The organism is Bacteroides timonensis (assembly GCF_000513195.1).
Lineage (GTDB): Bacteria > Bacteroidota > Bacteroidia > Bacteroidales > Bacteroidaceae > Bacteroides > Bacteroides timonensis.
In genome coordinates this window covers 1-17060 of record NZ_CBVI010000012.1, presented here as the reverse complement: position 1 = coordinate 17060, position 17060 = coordinate 1, and the positions used below count along the sequence as shown (strand labels likewise).

10 protein-coding genes are annotated in these 17060 nt (G+C 38.6%); all 10 read left to right on the top strand.

Annotated features, from left to right (window positions below):
- The first annotated feature begins 3 nt into the window (after nt 1-3).
- Nucleotides 4-2175 (top strand): polysaccharide lyase 8 family protein, encoded by a 2172-nt coding sequence (locus BN161_RS03560; RefSeq protein ID WP_044263213.1) that lies wholly within the window; start codon nt 4-6, stop codon nt 2173-2175.
- A gap of 109 nt (nt 2176-2284) precedes the next feature.
- The gene (locus BN161_RS03555) at nt 2285-4555 is read left to right on the top strand and encodes a glycosyl hydrolase family 95 catalytic domain-containing protein (RefSeq protein ID WP_044263211.1); all 2271 of its coding nucleotides are present in this window, start codon (nt 2285-2287) and stop codon (nt 4553-4555) included.
- A gap of 14 nt (nt 4556-4569) precedes the next feature.
- Nucleotides 4570-6126, top strand: coding sequence for a hypothetical protein (locus BN161_RS03550; protein WP_044263209.1), 1557 nt, complete (start codon nt 4570-4572; stop codon nt 6124-6126).
- A gap of 305 nt (nt 6127-6431) precedes the next feature.
- Nucleotides 6432-9602, top strand: a complete 3171-nt coding sequence (locus BN161_RS03545; RefSeq protein WP_044263207.1) for a SusC/RagA family TonB-linked outer membrane protein — start codon at nt 6432-6434, stop codon at nt 9600-9602.
- Nucleotides 9603-9618: 16 nt separating this feature from the next.
- Nucleotides 9619-11166: a RagB/SusD family nutrient uptake outer membrane protein gene (locus BN161_RS03540; RefSeq protein ID WP_044263206.1), complete on the top strand. Its 1548-nt coding sequence runs from the start codon at nt 9619-9621 to the stop codon at nt 11164-11166.
- A gap of 27 nt (nt 11167-11193) precedes the next feature.
- On the top strand, nt 11194-11880 hold the full coding sequence (locus BN161_RS03535) for a fasciclin domain-containing protein (protein ID WP_044263204.1): 687 nt from the start codon (nt 11194-11196) through the stop codon (nt 11878-11880).
- An 18-nt stretch (nt 11881-11898) separates the two neighbouring features.
- A complete protein-coding gene (locus BN161_RS03530) occupies nt 11899-12990 on the top strand; it encodes a hypothetical protein (RefSeq protein ID WP_044263202.1) in 1092 nt (363 codons plus the stop codon).
- A 68-nt stretch (nt 12991-13058) separates the two neighbouring features.
- The gene (locus tag BN161_RS03525) at nt 13059-13724 is read left to right on the top strand and encodes a TonB-dependent receptor plug domain-containing protein (protein WP_044263332.1); all 666 of its coding nucleotides are present in this window, start codon (nt 13059-13061) and stop codon (nt 13722-13724) included.
- A 27-nt stretch (nt 13725-13751) separates the two neighbouring features.
- Nucleotides 13752-16559 carry a hypothetical protein gene (locus BN161_RS03520; RefSeq protein WP_044263199.1) on the top strand — a complete coding sequence of 936 codons (2808 nt, stop codon included), beginning with the start codon at nt 13752-13754 and terminating at the stop codon, nt 16557-16559.
- 31 nt (nt 16560-16590) lie between these two features.
- Nucleotides 16591-16842, top strand: a complete 252-nt coding sequence (locus BN161_RS03515; protein WP_044263196.1) for a Phr family secreted Rap phosphatase inhibitor — start codon at nt 16591-16593, stop codon at nt 16840-16842.
- The last annotated feature ends 218 nt before the right edge of the window (nt 16843-17060 follow it).

Below are 17060 nucleotides of genomic sequence, written 5' to 3'. Positions count from 1 at the left end.
GGAATGAAAGTTTTGCGTAAACTGATTATAATTAGTCTATTACTTGTATCTGTTACTGTACAGGCAAGTGGTGTGGATGAGTTGGTGTGTATCAAGCAAAATTATGCCCGAATGTTGGTTCCTTCCGGTAAAGATCCGTTTGGCTTATTGTCCATCCTTTCGTCTATTCAACCGGAAACAGAGATTTCGGATCAGGTTGTGGTAGAGTTACATCAGCGATATCCTTTTGATTTAAAGAAAATAGAAACTTATCTGTCTTCTTTCACGGAAGCCGGAACATGGCCGGATATTAATTACGATGACAAAAAGCGTTCCGGTTGGGAGCCTAAAATTCATGCGGAACGTATTCTGGAGCTGGTAAAACTCTATAATTCTGATCAGACTTCCTACTATCATTCTTCGGAGGTGGAAGCGGCTATTCATAAAGCTTTGAATTATTGGTTTACTGCTAAACCGGTATGTTTGAACTGGTGGTATAATCAAATAGGTGTTCCTAAAACACTAGGTACGGCTTTTATCTTGTTTGAAGATCAGTTGACCCCTGTGGAGAAACAGAACGCTATTACTGTAATGGAAAATGCTAAGTTTGGAATGACCGGACAGAATAAGGTATGGCTTGCCGGAAATGTGATGATGCGTGCATTATTGCAGAATGATTATGAGTTGGTAAAGATGGCGCGTGATACCATTGCATCTGAAATAGTCAAGGGTGGGGCAGAAGGTATAAAAGACGATTGGTGCTTTCACCAGCATGGCGCTCAGCAGCAGTTTGGTAATTATGGGCTTTCGTTCGTATCTGGAATGAGTTTCTTCTCTGGACTATTTTCAGGGACGTCGTTAGCATTTGATGATAAACAGTTGAGTATTCTGAGTACACTGATTGATAAGGGATATCGTTGGGTTATCTGGAAAGGAATGATGGATGTGAATGCTTTGGGACGTCAACTGTTTCATCATGCTCCCGTACATAAAGCACTGAGTCTTGCATTTGCAGCCTCGGAGTTAGGTGGAGGTGAATCAGATGAGTGCGTGGCTGTGGCAACAGCTTTGCTTCGTGATAATTATCCTGCACCTGCAGTGAATGTGCTTACAGGACATAAGCATTTCTGGCAGTCGGATTATACAATTCATCGCCGTCCTTCCTGGATGGCGTCTATAAAAATGGCTTCTGACCGTATTATCGGTACGGAAATGATGAATGGCGATAATATGAAAGGGTATTATATGGCAGATGGAGCTACTTATATTTATAAAGATGGTAAGGAGTATCTGGATATTTTTCCTCTTTGGGACTGGCGGAAATTACCGGGAGTAACAGCTTTCGAAGATAATGCGCCTATGCCTCTGATTAAAAGTTATCAGCCTCGTAATAAAGGAACTTTTGTAGGAGCTGTTTCGGATGGAAAACAAGGAATGACCGTTATGGAGTTAGATCGTTCCGGAGTGAAGGCTCATAAGGCATGGGTTTGTACGGATGACTTTATTCTTTGTTTGGGAGCTGGCATACAAGCAGATAGTAATCTTGTTGTTACCACTTCTATAGAGCAATGTCATAAAAATGGGGAACTGCTTTCTTGGGAAAATGCACGATGGAATGTTGTGAATACAAAGCAATCTGCTAAGGGAAAGGAACAGCGCTATTTTCATGATCATACAGGATATATTGTATGGGGCAATACTCATGAAGTTGTAGCTGAAACAGCAAAACGTACGGGATCATGGTATGATGTGATGCAAATGTATCACCCGGAAGAAACACATGGAGAGGTGACCGCCATCTATTTGACGCATGGCGTTGCACCTAAGCAAGGCGCATATCAATATTTGATATTGCCCGAAATGGACAAAGAAAATGTGGCTGCTTTTAATTTATCGGATATACGGATACTCCGTAATGATGCTACTGTTCAGGCTGTCTATAGTGAAGGAAATACTACTTGTTGGGTGGCCGCTTATCAGCCGGTACAATTAACTGTAAGTACGGATTTGATATTGAATGTTCAAACTCCCGGAATCTATATGATACGGAAAAATGAATCCGGTCGGTACATAATAAGCTATGCCGATCCGACTCAACAGAGAAACGTTGCAGAATTTGAGTTGAATCATAAAAAGGTACGTATTTCTCTTCCAGAAGGAAAAGAGAAGGGGAAAACAACTTTCATAGTGGGTTAATTTGTTAAAAAACGCATTTTGAACCATTTCTCCAAACGATTGAAATAATATTGCAAGCCTTGTTGGTAAGATACGTCTATTTTTGTTTTTAGATAAATGATTATAGACTATGAATACACACAAGGCTTATATTTTGGGCGTAGCATTGCTGAGCACTATTGGGGTGAAGGCTCAGTTTGCCATTGATAACTATAAAGCTGTCTTTACCTCATCCCCACAGCATGTTCCCACTACCAAAACTCCGGATGCTCCTTTAGCCGGTAATGGAGATATCGGTATCACAATGGGAGGTACTCCTGATAAACTCTGTTTTTATATTGGTAAAAATGATTTTTGGAGGGCTTATCCTGTTTATCCGGGAGGAATTGCGCTTCCGGGTGGACTGAATATAGAGATAAAAGAACTGCAAGGAGCTACTTACTATGCGGAACAATTGCCCGGATCTGCTGAAATCAGAACTAAATTCACAACTCCTCATTGTCAGTTGAATTTGTCTGCATGGGTTGCTGCAACGGATAATAAGATTATTATAGAATTGCAATCGGACAAAGCCGTTACTGCCCATTTGCGTCTATGGGCTGCGGAAAGTAATACTTCGGCTACGGCGGGAGGCAAAGATAAAGTAATGTGGGTAAGTCGTTCCTTTGAAAATACGGAATTGCTGCGTTGGCCTACTCATGTGGCATTGGCTCTAAACTCAAGTTCTGATGAATTCTTCTTGATTCCCGGTAAGAAAGTACAATTGGTTATATCTGTTTATACGAATCATGATACACCGGATTGGAAAAACAAAGCAATTACAGAAGCAGAGAAAGTAACGGAAGAGGGTGTTGAGCAATTACGGAAAGAACACCGTTCCTGGTGGAATCATTTCTGGAAACAGTCTCATATTGATATAGGTGATAGTTATTTTGAAAAGTATTACTATCAGTCGCAATATTTGTTTGCTTGTTCTTCCCGTGAGGGTAAGTTTGCGCCTGGTATATGGGGACCATTTGTTACGCGTGACGAAGCGGCATGGGGAGGTGATTATCATCTGAATTATAATTATCAGGCACCTTACTGGGCGTCATTTTCTTCCAATCATATTAGTCTGACGGATAATTTTGATCAACCTCTATTAGATTATATGGAGGCTGGACGGAAGCATGCGCAGGAATTACTGAATTGCAAAGGTATCTATTATCCGGTGGGTATCGGTCCTAAAGGTTTATGTACAGCTATGTGGCCGTTAACTCCTGAAGAAATGCAGGAAAAGTATTCTACTCGTGAAAATACAATTGATGGTGGTTATAAGTTTCTGGGACAGAAAATCAATGCGGTGTTTAGTGTTGGAAATATGTTGATGCGATATTACAGTACGTATGATGAGGCGTATGCCCGTAAAGTATATCCGTATCTTCTGGCCTGTGCGGATTTTTGGGAAGATTATCTCTCTCTAGAGAATGGACGTTATGTCATTCGTATGGATCATTTCAACGAGGTGATGCCTAATAAACGCAATGGAGGTGTCTGGCGTAATCGGTTAGGTGATTTTAATTCAACTCTTTCGTTGGGTTTGGTTCGTATGCTGTTTCAGGGTGTGATGGATATGAGTGATTTCCTTTCCATTGACAAGATACGTCAATCCCGTTGGCAGGATATTTTGGATAAACTGAGTGAATACCCATTAGGAATTACAGAAGACGGACGTCAAAGTTTGAAGAATATGGAGAAGGGACCTCAGGATAAAGAAGTACGCCCATCGGGGCTGAACAGGGTATCTATTCATGGCTTGATTCTCCCCGCAGGTGTTGTGGGACCCATGACAGATGCGGCTTTCAATACTATCTTATTGGAAGATGTGGCACATTGGTCGGAAAAGCAACGTGACCCGAATGATTGGGGAAATACATCTAATAATGGAATTGAAACTTGTTATCCCGGAGCTGTACGTGTGGGGTATCCCTCGGATAAGATTCTATCTTATTTGAAGAAGCGGATTGAGATGGATGTATATCCCAATTCCTGGATTGTGCAAGGTGGGGGAGGCATCGAAACTTTAGCCGCTGTGCCTCTTACTATTAATGAGATGTTGTTACAAAGCTATGAGGGGGTTATTCGTGTTTTCCCCAATTGGAATCAGAAGAAGGATGCATCTTTTGAGAATCTGAGAGCTTATGGTGCGTTTTTGGTTACTTCTACTTTGAAAGAAGGACTAATTCAGGGAGTAACTCTGGTTAGTGAGAAAGGACGTATCTGTAAAATAGAGAATCCATGGAAAGGATGCCCTGTGCAAGTTATCCGGGAAAACGGAAAAGCAGACGTTCTCTATGGAGAATATCTGCAAATACCGACTGTAGCGGGTGAAAAAATTGAACTGAATTTATATACAAACTAATAATTGAGAATAGAATGGAACGTGTAAAGAAACTTGTAGGAGGTGTACTGGCGATAGCACTTTGTGTAAGTGTGTCCGCTCAAACCAAATTACCTCCGGGCTGGCAATCCAGCTATGTGAAAATTACTCCGAAAGGGGAGTTAGCTTATTATCCCGATAAACAGGGAAATACAATACCGGATTTTAGCCGGGTTGGTTATCATCATGGTGATAAATCAATTCCTGATTATCCGGTAACAAAAACTGTATATCCTGTGGAAAAAGGGGATAGTCGTCAGAGAATTCAGGATGCAATAGATGAAGTATCTCGTATGCAACCGGATAAAGACGGACACCGTGGAACGGTTCTGCTGAAACGGGGAGTATATCATGTTCATGGAACGATTCATATAAATGCAAGTGGAGTAATTTTAACCGGAGAAGGGGATAATGTGAATGAAACTCGTCTATTGGCTATCGGTAAGCAGCGTTTTTCATTGATAGAAGTATCTGGTAATGGTAGAATGGAGGAAGTATCCGGAACAAGGGTGAAGATTACGGATGCTTTTGTACCAGTGGGAACACACTCTTTTCAGGTTTCTTCTGCTGCAAATTTTAAAGTGGGTGATCGTATCATTGTTTATCGTCCGGGAACAGAGAATTGGATACATGATATTAAGATGGATCAAATCGTTGAACGCCAGGGAACCCGCCAATGGACAGCACGGGAATATAATCTTTCTTTTGAACGTGAAATTACAAAAGTAGAAGGTAACCGTATTTATATTGATAATCCGGTAGTAATGCAAATGGAAGAGAAATATGGCGGTGGTGAAGTCTTTAAGTATACATTTGATGGTCGTATCAGTGAAGTCGGGGTAACTAATATGTGTTTGGAATCTGAATTTGAACATTATGAGGATAACGAGCATGGTTGGATTGGTGTTCAGTTCGATAAAGTGGAAAACTGCTGGGCGCGTAATCTAACTTGTCGCTATTTCGGGTATTCAGCGGTAAGTTGTGAACGCAATGCGAAGAATGTAACTGTGACGGATTGCCGTTGTCTAGAAACAAAATCTCTGATAACCGGTGGACTGCGATATTCTTTTAATAATTGGGGACAGCAAAATCTGTTTATGAACTGTCAGAGTACAGAGGGGCGTCATGACTATGTGACGGGTGCACGTGTATGTGGTCCCAATGTATTTTATAATTGTACGGCTTCGCAAACTTATGCGGATATAGGTCCTCACCATCGCTGGGCAGTTGGAACCCTTTATGATAATGTGATTACCGATGGAGAAATCAATGTGCAGGATCGTGGTAAAATGGGAAGTGGACATGGCTGGGCCGGAGTAACTCAGGTACTTTGGAACTGTCGTGTGAAGCGTGCTGCTGTACAGAGCCCCTGGACATCAGGATATAATTATAGCTTTGGTATGAAGGGTGAAAAATATCCGGGAGTTTTCATCGATCGTCCGGATGGTGTTTGGGAAGGACAGAATGAGAAGAATGTTTTCCCCCGTTCACTTTATATAGCACAACTGATGGCTCGTCATAGGAATATGGACTTGCTAATACTGACTAAGTAAGCCGGAATTAGCTTGTAATTTGCTGTTGTAAAATCGTGATTGTTGGTAATATGTTGGTTTATAGATTGTTATTCTTTATTCTGTTTACAGTCTATAACACTTTGAGATATAATTGATAGCATTTGATACAATCTTTAAATCTTGTTTGAGGAAATTGTTGTTTGTTTGCGGTGTGGAAAACAATGATGTTTAACTTTAAAAATGATGTATTGATATTATGTAAAAACAATCTATTATGAACAACTCAAAAAGAATTTCAGGTGAAATCCCTTGTTAATTTAAGTCTAATTTAAAAAAGTAGTTTAATGAAAAAGAAAGAACACAAATCGAAATCGCTATTATGGCGGTTATCTTTAGTTCTATTAGCATTGGTCTTGAGTATTAATCTTATGGCTCAAACAATTACACAGACAGGTGTTGTTGTTGACCAAAACAATGAACCAATGATTGGCGTAACTGTGCAGACGAAAGGTACAGCAACTGGTGGTATTACAGATTTAGATGGTAACTTTACCATTAAATGCAATAAAGGTGCCACATTAGTTTTCTCTTTTATGGGATACAAAACAGTTGAGCACAAAGCAAGCGGTCAAAGAATGAAGATTGAAATGGCTGAAGATGCTCAGGCTCTGGATGAAGTTGTAATTGTCGGTTTCGGTTCAATGAACAAAAAACATATTACAGGTTCAATGACTTCGGTTGATTCTAAAATCTTGGAAGAAAAGAATTCAGTGAATGTTTTTGATGCATTACAAGGTGCTGCTCCCGGTATGCAAATCGTATCAAACTCCGGAGCACCCGGTTCTTCTTCATTTGTATCTATTCGTGGTGCTTCTACTTTTAGTGATGAAGGTGTCTCTCCGCTGTATGTTGTAGACGGAGTAGTTGTTGATAACATTGACGATATTTCTGCCAATGATATTAAGCAAATTGACGTTATGAAAGATGCAGCTTCTTCGGCTATTTATGGTGCTCGTTCTGCAAATGGTGTAATACTGATTACTACTAAATCAGGTGAATCAGGAAAACCTCGTGTTGATGCACGTTACCAACATTCCTTTTACACTGTTGCCCGTAAATTGCCTCAGGTTAATGCGTTTGAAAGCCGTTTAAGTATGGCAGCTTCCGATTTAAACAATCCTTCCAAAACTTTAGAGAAGTTTTCCGCACGTACAGACTCTGTAGGCATGCAGTATAGTACAAACTATTATTATCAGGATTTATTGTTCCGTACAGGTGGACGTGATGATGCCAGTGTACAAATTAGTGGTGGTTCCAAAGGGTTCAAATATCGTGCATCTTTGAACTACATTGGCGAAAAGGGTGTAATTCTAGAGTCTGGAAATGACAAATATACCGCTAACGTCAATGTTGATTATGAACCGTGGAAAAATATAAAGTTTACCACTCGTGTTCGTTTAAGCTACAATAAAACTAATAATATTAAAGAAACTGTTTTGCAAGATGCCATGCGTCGTGATCCTGATATGATTATCTGGTATCCGGATGGTGAATTAATTCCCTATTATTCTTCGGGGGGACGTCGTAATCCTATTGCTGAGCTAAAACAAAAGTTAGATGAACGCTCGACTTATAGAGGAAACTTTTATCAGGGTATAACTTGGACATTTACTCCTTGGTTAAGATTGGATGCTGACATTTCAGCTGATTATACATCTAATAGAAATTTAACATTCTCATCCAAGTATCTGGAAGGAAGTGATAATGGGAAAAATACAGGAGCAGATAAAAGCCAACAAACTTGGAAATATGCAGGCGAAGCTTATTTAAACTTCAATAAGACAATTGCCAAAGATCATTCTTTGAGTGCTATGGTTGGTAGTAGTTTCGAAGTTAGTAATCAATTGGCATATAATATAGCCGGTTCGTTTTTTCTCTCCGAAGATATTCATTATATGAATTTGGCTACTGTAAAAGACGTGAAGAATATCAATACAACCGGTTGGGATGAAGCTATGGTAGGTGTATTTGGACGTGTAGTATATAGTTGGAAGAGTCGCTATACCGTGACTGGTAATCTTCGATTTGACGGTTCTTCCCGTTTTGGTAAGAATAATCGTTGGGGATCTTTCCCTTCTGTTTCTGCTGCATGGCGTATTTCGGATGAACCCTTCATGCGTTGGGCTAATAACATTCTTACGGATGCCAAAATCCGTGCCAGCTATGGTATTACTGGTAATGATAAAATTGGACGCTATGAATCGCAAACCGTTTATACGGCCGGTTCCCAATATTATAATTCAGTAGGTGGTATTGTACCTGCATCTAAATATGGTAATCCTGACTTAAAATGGGAACAGACTAAGCAAACAAATATCGGTGTGGATTTGAGTTTTCTGAATGGACGTATTATGTTTGTTGCTGACTATTACATAAAGAAAACGAGTGACTTGCTTTCTGACTATAATCTTCCAAGTACTACCGGTTATGATAAAATGCGTGTAAACTTGGCTAGTATTGAAAATAAAGGTGTTGAGTTATCACTTACAGCAACACCAGTCAGAACACGTGATTTTAGCTGGAGTACTACTGTAAATTGGTGGAAGAATGATAATAAGATTCTTGATTTGGCACGTGAGGATTATATTAATAGTGCTTGGCTGATTGCAGCAGGAAAACCAGCTGGTCTATTCTATGGTTATAAGAATTTGGGGGTATATGAATATGACGCAAGTAATGCCTGGACTCAAGATTATAAAAACCGTCTGACTCCTGTTTTCAAACGGGATGATGAAGGTAACGTTGTTATAGGTTTGAATGGTCAGCCAACATTGGAAAAATATCTGAACCCAGATGGTACTGAATATACAGGCAAAATTGCTCAGATGAAAGTAAATGGAGTAATTGCTGGTGGTGGTGATGTCATATGGTATAACAAGCCTAATGAAAACGGCGAGTTAGATGATGTGATCAATTCTAACGACCAGACCGAATTAGGCAAAGCAAATCCTGATTGGTTTGGCTCCTGGGGGAATACCCTTACATATAAAGACTTTTCTCTTTCATTTAACTTCTATGTTAGTTGGGGAGGACAAGTCTGGAATGACTTGAAGCGTTATTATTGTTCATGGGGAGGAAATACTCATAAACAAACTCCTGAATATATTATGCAAGGCTGGAAATATCCAGGTGAGATCACAAGTTGGTATGCATTGAACTCCAAACAGCGCAAAACAAATAATCACTCTATGAGTTTGAGCGATCAGTTCTTGGAAGATGCAACTTTTATTCGTTTACAATCTGTTCGATTAAGTTACAGTGTGGATCCTAAATTTTTAGGTAAAACTCCACTCCGCTCAGTACAAGCATATATTTATGGTAACAATTTGCTGACTTGGACTAATTATACAGGATATGATCCGGAGTTGAGTGGCGGTGTTCTAACTCCAGGTAAAGACAGTTCAAAATATCCTCGTAAGCGTGAGTTTGGCTTTGGATTCAACATTGGATTTTAACTAAAAAGATAAGAAAATGAAGAAATATATAATACTAGCTTTTACAAGTCTTTTGGCTTTATCAAGTTGTGAAAGTTTTTTAGACAGATCTCCTTTGTCAGATTTGTCTCCATCAAGTTACTTTAAAGATAAAGCTGAAATGAAGAACTGGAATGCAGGTATTTATGATGCGTTTCAGAGTGCACTTTCCAAGCGTCAGGTTCTTTTTGGTGATGTACGTTCAGATAATGTAACCGGTACATCCTATGAAGATTCTAAGATTTACATGAATGCCTTGATGCCCAATATCTCAGAAGCCAGTTGGGAACCTTTTTTCACTTGTATTTCCAGATGTAATATTGGTATTCAAAAATATCCGACAATTCCCAATATCCTAGAATCCGAGTATGCTCCATATATCGGACAATGTTATGCCATGCGTGCTTATATGTATTTTTGGGGAACCCGTACTTGGGGTAAAATGCCAATAATAACGGAACCATGGGATGGATCTCTAAATACCATCGCTGTTCCCCGTTCTTCATTAGAACAAGTAAAGGTACAAATATTATCTGATATAGAAAAGGCTATCAGTTACTTTAACCAATCTGATACAAGTGATAAAATTTATTTGGGCAAAGATGCAATGTACGCTTTACTAACAGAAGTTTACATGTGGTATAATGATTATCAAGATGCCTTAACAGCTTCAGAACATTTTATCAACCATAAGAGTTTGTCATTATCTAATGGAGAAATTGAATGGAAAAACATCTTCACCAATCCTAGTAGTTCAAAAGAAGTAATCTTTGCTATGGCATGGGATTACGAAACAGATGGAGCTTTAAGTGGCTGGCCGCAACTTTTAGGGGCAAGTAACACGAATAATGGTTACAGAATGGCAGAACCCATTTTTAATGAGTTTATAGATCGGCTTCGTTCCGGAGAAGGTTCTGATGCACGTTTTTGGAATACAATTGACACTGTGAAAGTATACTATAAGGCCTCTCGTGTTCCTTTGACGTATGCAAGTTATACAGCTGGAGTAGAAAGCGTAAATAAATGTATCAAATACAGCAATATTGATCCTGAACGCGAGTATGATTCCTCTAATCAAGTGTATAAATCATATTTTTCAGTAATGAACACAACCGACAGCGAGTTTTCTCTGGTAATGATGCGTATGGCAAATATTATGTTACTGCGTGCAGAAGCTTTAAATAAGTTGAACAGAGGAGATGAGGCACTGAATATTGTCAATGATGTTCGTACTCGTGTGGGTTACTTGAAAGATGCAAAATTAGAAGTATCCAATGTTAATAATGTAAATGAAGTGGAAAATATTATTCTGCAAGAAAGACAATTGGAACTTTATGGAGAAGGGTATCGTTGGTTTGATTTAATGCGAACTGGTCATTTAATAGAAGTGATGGACCCTATCTATTCCGCACGTCAGGAAGCAGCAGATGTGACAGTAACCGGTTTCGGTAATGAAGGCACTAAATACTGGCCAATTCATTATGCTGAATTTGAATCAAACAAGGCACTGGTTGGAGATCAGAATCCACCTTATACTGAACGTTAAAAACAAACTATTAAAAAAGAGTTAATAATGAAACTAGAATATTATAAAAAAGCATTAGCCTTGATGGTAATTCCTTTCTTTATAGCAAGCTGTGAATTATTGGGGTTAGATTATCAAGATTCATACGATTACGATTATAGTGCTGGCATGCCAAGTAATAAAATCGATATGTCTGCTTTCGAATTTATCAAATCCCGTACAGATATATTTTCTTTGTTGGAAGAGGCTATTTTGTATGCAGGAGTTGACAATGAGTTTAAACAAAGTGGAATGACCTACTTGTTACCAACGAATACAGCATTTAACTCAGAGACGAGTACTGATTTAAGTTATTTTCAGACGCATCAACTAACATATATAGATGAGGAAACTGGAGAACTTGTTTCTTACGCACCTATAAGTATGACTGCCTATTCCAAAGAACAAGTGAAAGAATTTTTGCTTTATCACATTGTGAAGGGTAAATATACTTTCACTAATCTTCCGGCAGAACCAACTTGGTTTGAGACGGTAGCTACAGCTGATACAGCTAAAATAAATATGTATTTATTGAAAGACCGTAATCCCAACATTGTATTCAACAATTTTGATGGGCATTACAAATCTTCCATCAAGCCACGCACTTCCAATCTTTACAATGCTGACGGTTCATATATGCATGTCATGGATAGTTGGTTGGATCGCCCTACAAAAGAACAACTAAATATGAAATAACCTAAAAAGATTACGATTATGAAATATATTTATCAATTTTTCATTGTTCTACTTTGTGCTTTCTCTTTTGCAAGCTGTGGTGATGATGATTTTATCGAAATAGATTCGTTAAGTACAGATGGAGATGAATTCTACTGTAATCAGAAAGTGAAAGTATGGATGTGTGTACGTTCCAGCGATTTATGGCATACGAATTATGAATGGAGTTGTGATGCGGGTTCATTGACCCAACCTCAAGGTTTAAATGAAATGACCTGGAAAGCGCCAAGCACTCCGGGTACCTACACGATTACCTGTCGAGCTAGTATTGGGGGAGAATCACAAGTTCGTTCTCATAAGATGTATGTATCCAGTTATTATTTTGATAAATTTGAGAAAACTCCTCATTCTTTATCTTTACAAGGTAGTACAACTGGAACACTTAAAAAAGAATCTAACGGTAACCAATATCTGCAAGCAAAAGTGAATTCTGCCGCAGAAGTAACTCGTTATCTTCGCCGTGCTTTTGGAGATAATACGTTATATACTCCGTTTAGTACCCGCATGAAACTTGGTTTTGACTCTAATGTCCCTAATATGCAAGAAATTGTAGTTGGGAAAAAAACAGGAAAAGCAACATTGGAGTATCGTTGGAATTTACGTTCCGACGCTTCCAACAATGGTTCTTATATTAATCAGATTCGTCTGATATGGTATCCGGGAAAGCTAAAAAGTGGAGAAGTGTATCCGGCTGTACCTAATGAAGAACTTACGATGGAGGGTACCACGGATTATAATGTACAGTTAATTGTCCAGTATACATCTGCCGCAGGTAAAAAAACTACGTATAACGAATATCACAACCTGAATACAATGAATACATTTACTACCAAACTTTATCAGACGGTATCCATGTCTGTTGACGAAAATGAAGCAATCATTGTTCATGTGGCTGGTCAAGAAGTATTAAAGAGTAATATTTTAAAAGATGCACGTACTGAAAACTCCTGTGAAGGTCGTATGTCTATCAATAACTGGGAGCTTTATATACCCAATGGCGATGGTGGTAAAAACATTCCGTTAGTATATATCGATGACGCTTACGCCTCTAATACAGGTATTTTAGAATAATATTCATTCATCAAAAAGTATCTTGGGAGTTATTGTATCCTAAGATACTTTTTTTAATTCTTGTAATTATGAAAAAACGATTATTTCTTGTTTTGTACACATCACTTTATGTTGCAATGGTCTTTGGTCAAGACTTTAAGGGAGTTATTGTTAATGCCAAGCAACGTCCTTTAAAAGGGATAAAAGTATGGAAAAAAAATACTACTGAAAGTGTAAAGACAGATAACATGGGAGTATTCTCTTTTTCCGGTTTACAGCCCACAGATACATTGGTAGTATCTATTTCTAAAAAAGAAGAGGCAATTATCCCTATTGGTAAGCTATCCCAAGCTTCTCTTAAACTGGAAAAGAAATTTTTCATTTTATTCGATGGGCAGAAAGAAGAAAAAAGAGAATATACCAGGATACTCCGTGCAAGTTATAACTCAAATGTATTGACTCGTGAACAAATTCAGAAGTTATCAGCCAATAGCATTTACGATCTATTTAAGGGTGGAGCTATTCCGGGGGTAACAGTGAATGGAGACAAAATTACAATTCGCGGAGGAAGTTCATTTGATTTGGATAATGAGCCTTTATTTGTTGTCGACGGCACTTTATATGAAAGTAGCAGTGAAGTAGACGGTGTAGTGTCAATCAATGATGTAGACAAGGTAGAAATACAAAAAGATGGTGCATCTTATGGCATGAAAGGAGCTAACGGTGTTATAATTATTACTACAATTAAGAAATAGCACATAACTACTAAACACGCATGCACTATGAAAAACAACCGGATAAGATATTACCTGAGTTTATGGGTGATACTATTTGTTAGCATCTTTACAAGTAATGCTCAACAAACAGATACTATTTATATGAACAATATTGTCAGTTCATTTAAACAAGTTACTAATTTGCCGCAAGAGAAAGTCTATCTACATACCGATAAACCATATTATTTTGCAGGTGATACTATTTGGTTGAAAGCATATTTGGTGAATGCCATTACCCACTTTTCCGGAAATGGCAGTCACTATGTGTATGTAGAGCTCATAAATCGCAAAAATAAAGTTCAGCAGCGTATTAAGGTTCAGCAACGTAAAGACATCTTTTCAAGTTTCATCCCTCTTCCAAAATCATTAGAGGCTGGTGATTATTATCTCCGTGCATATACCTATTGGATGTTAAACGAAAAATCCGACTTTTATTTTTCCAAAAATCTAAAAGTCTTTGCTTCTCAATCTTCGTTTATGTATCCGGAAATAAGATATGAGCAGAAAGGAAAAAAACGTATAGCAACTGTAACCTTCAAAAGTCCTGACAATACCGTCTACGCAGGTAATTACGTACACTATATGGTTCGTACCAAGCCATACGAAAATAAGTTTCGTCAGCAACGGACAAACCAAAACGGAGAGATTCAAATAGATATACCAGAAAAAGATAAAATAGAGCAATACATCTATGTTGTATTGGAAGATAAACAATTAAAGCACAAACACACATTTTATGTTCCGGATACTTTTGACTACCATGTCGATTTTTTTCCGGAAGGGGGTAGCTTAATTTTAGGATGTACCCAAAAAGTGGGCATAAAAGCGATAGATACAAATGGAAAATCAGTAGAAGTGGCAGGTAGTATTTTAGACAGTAAAGGTGATACCGTTACGCATTTTAAAAGTGTTTATGCAGGCATCGGTAGTTTTATGCTGCCTATTTCAGTAGGTGAAAAATATAAAGCAGTTGTTAGTTCTATTACGGGAAATATGAAAAAAGAGTTTTTATTGCCTGAACCGGAGACTGACCAATTCTCTTTGTCTATTATCGAACGTAACGGCATCATACATTACAATATATTACATTCCCCCCAAGAGAAGTTACCGGATAATCTATACCTGATAGCCCATGTTCGTGGTTGTCTACTATTTGTACAACCCATACAGAAAGAACAAGGAGCGGTCAGTCTGAAATCCATCCCTGAAGGGATATTAACCCTTACTTTATTGGATGGGAATTACGTTCCACATAGCGAACGCCTTGTATTCGTTCGCCAAAATCATTCAACCTGGCAATTAGCCTCTGATAAGGCATCCTATGGTTCGCGTTCACCGGTATCTCTTGATATTCATCTTTCCGATCTGTCAGGGCAACCTATAAAGGGGGATTTTTCTTTAAGCGTTACAGACAACTATGCCATCAGATGTGATTCTACAGCAGATAACATTCTTTCTAATCTGCTGCTGACATCAGATATAAAAGGATACATTGAAACACCCGGATATTACTTTAAAGATAATTCTCAGCGATTGAAAGCCTGTCTGGATAATTTAATGCTGACACAAGGGTGGAGTCGTTTTAATGTAGAAGACATTCTTAAAGAACAGCAAAAGAATCCCAAATACTTTATGGAAATCGGACAAGCTGTTTCCGGTAAGGTATTAGATATTCGTAATAAGCCACTTTCGGGAAAAACTGTGAATGTTTTTGTTAACAAACGTCCTTATCCCTCAGCACATACAGATAATAACGGAGTGTTTATTGTAGATAAGTTAAGTTTTGCAGATACAGCCAGAGCTGAAGCACAGGTAATAGAAAAAGGAAAAATCTTTCATGCTAATATCCGAATAGACAGGGATTATTTTCCGGAAGCAGTAAACACCCATCCATACAAGGATGCAAAATATGAGCAACAAAACGAATATATAGAAGAAATGCAATCACCTTTTGTCAGAGAAGACAGAGTCTTGATGCTACGTCTTCCAGAAGTCGTGATTAATGCCAGAAGTTTAGTAAAAGATCGTTTTTCTTCCTATAAAATGGATGATGAAGAGATGTTGGCTCAACAAGATGCGCGCACGGCACTCGATTTAGTCAAGAATGTTCCCGGATTCCGAATTATAGATAATCGTCCCTATATAAACCCCAAATACTCCCAACGTCCGGAACATCTGATGTCTAATGATGTAAATAACAGGAATGCCTTGCGTCCCAAAGAGAAAATAGATTATGGCCGTACTGCGCGCTTCATGCTGGATAACAAAACGATCAGTTTCAATGCTCTTTCTCTCATCAATGCGGAAGACATCGTAGGAGTACATAAAATCGATCCGGAAGTTGATGCAGCCGTCAATATTACTCAAAATCTGAAATACTTGGAAGCAGCCTATAATGAAGCTTTTGAGAGTGGTGCCACCTTAGAAGAATTGGAAGAACTAGAAGTGGACAGACAACTCCAGAAAATGAAGGATGGAACTCAACGTATTTCGGGTGGATGTATTGTGTTAACCTCACGTACCGGTAATTTAGAGATACCGCGTACTTCCCAAGGGGACACGGCATTTCTGCTCGGCTTTAATCGGTATAAATCCTTTTATAGCCCTAAATACGTAACAGACGAAGAACGCAAATCACTTGTACCGGATAATCGTACCACCATTTACTGGCAGCCTCAACTCCGAACCGATGAAAGAGGTAATGCCAGCGTACACTTTTACACAGCTGATCGTCCCAGCTATTATACAATTATTATTGAAGGTATAACAGATAAAGGTGTACCTTGTCGCTATGAACATTTATTAAAAAGATAAGCAGCTTATTTTTTATTTTAAATTTGATATCATGAAGCGTATAAAATTATTTTTAGCACTATCTGTATTGGCTATTCTTTTATGTGGAATAAGTTCTTGTTCAAAAGAAGAAAGTGATAAACCGGATACTGAACAGCCCGACCCCGAACCAACTCCTGAGCCTACCCCGGAACCAGGCCCAGAACCGGATGACTATAAACTACAGGGAAATATGCAAGCCGCACAACAACTGGTTTTATCCAAACTTTTCAGTTATCCAAACTCCTCAGCTATCTACGCTTAAATCAGACTTTGACATTTCAGGAGTTTGGATAACTAATGAAGGATTCAGTCCACATTAATACCGAACATGGCAGCCAGTGAGCGATTGGTCGGCATGGTCCATTTCTTCTTCATTGTCTGCGTTACATTATTTTCCAGGGATTTTATTGCTTCCCTCTTTTGCTCGTCGGTAACATCTTGATACACCATTGTGGATGTCAAACTGGCATGTCCCATTGG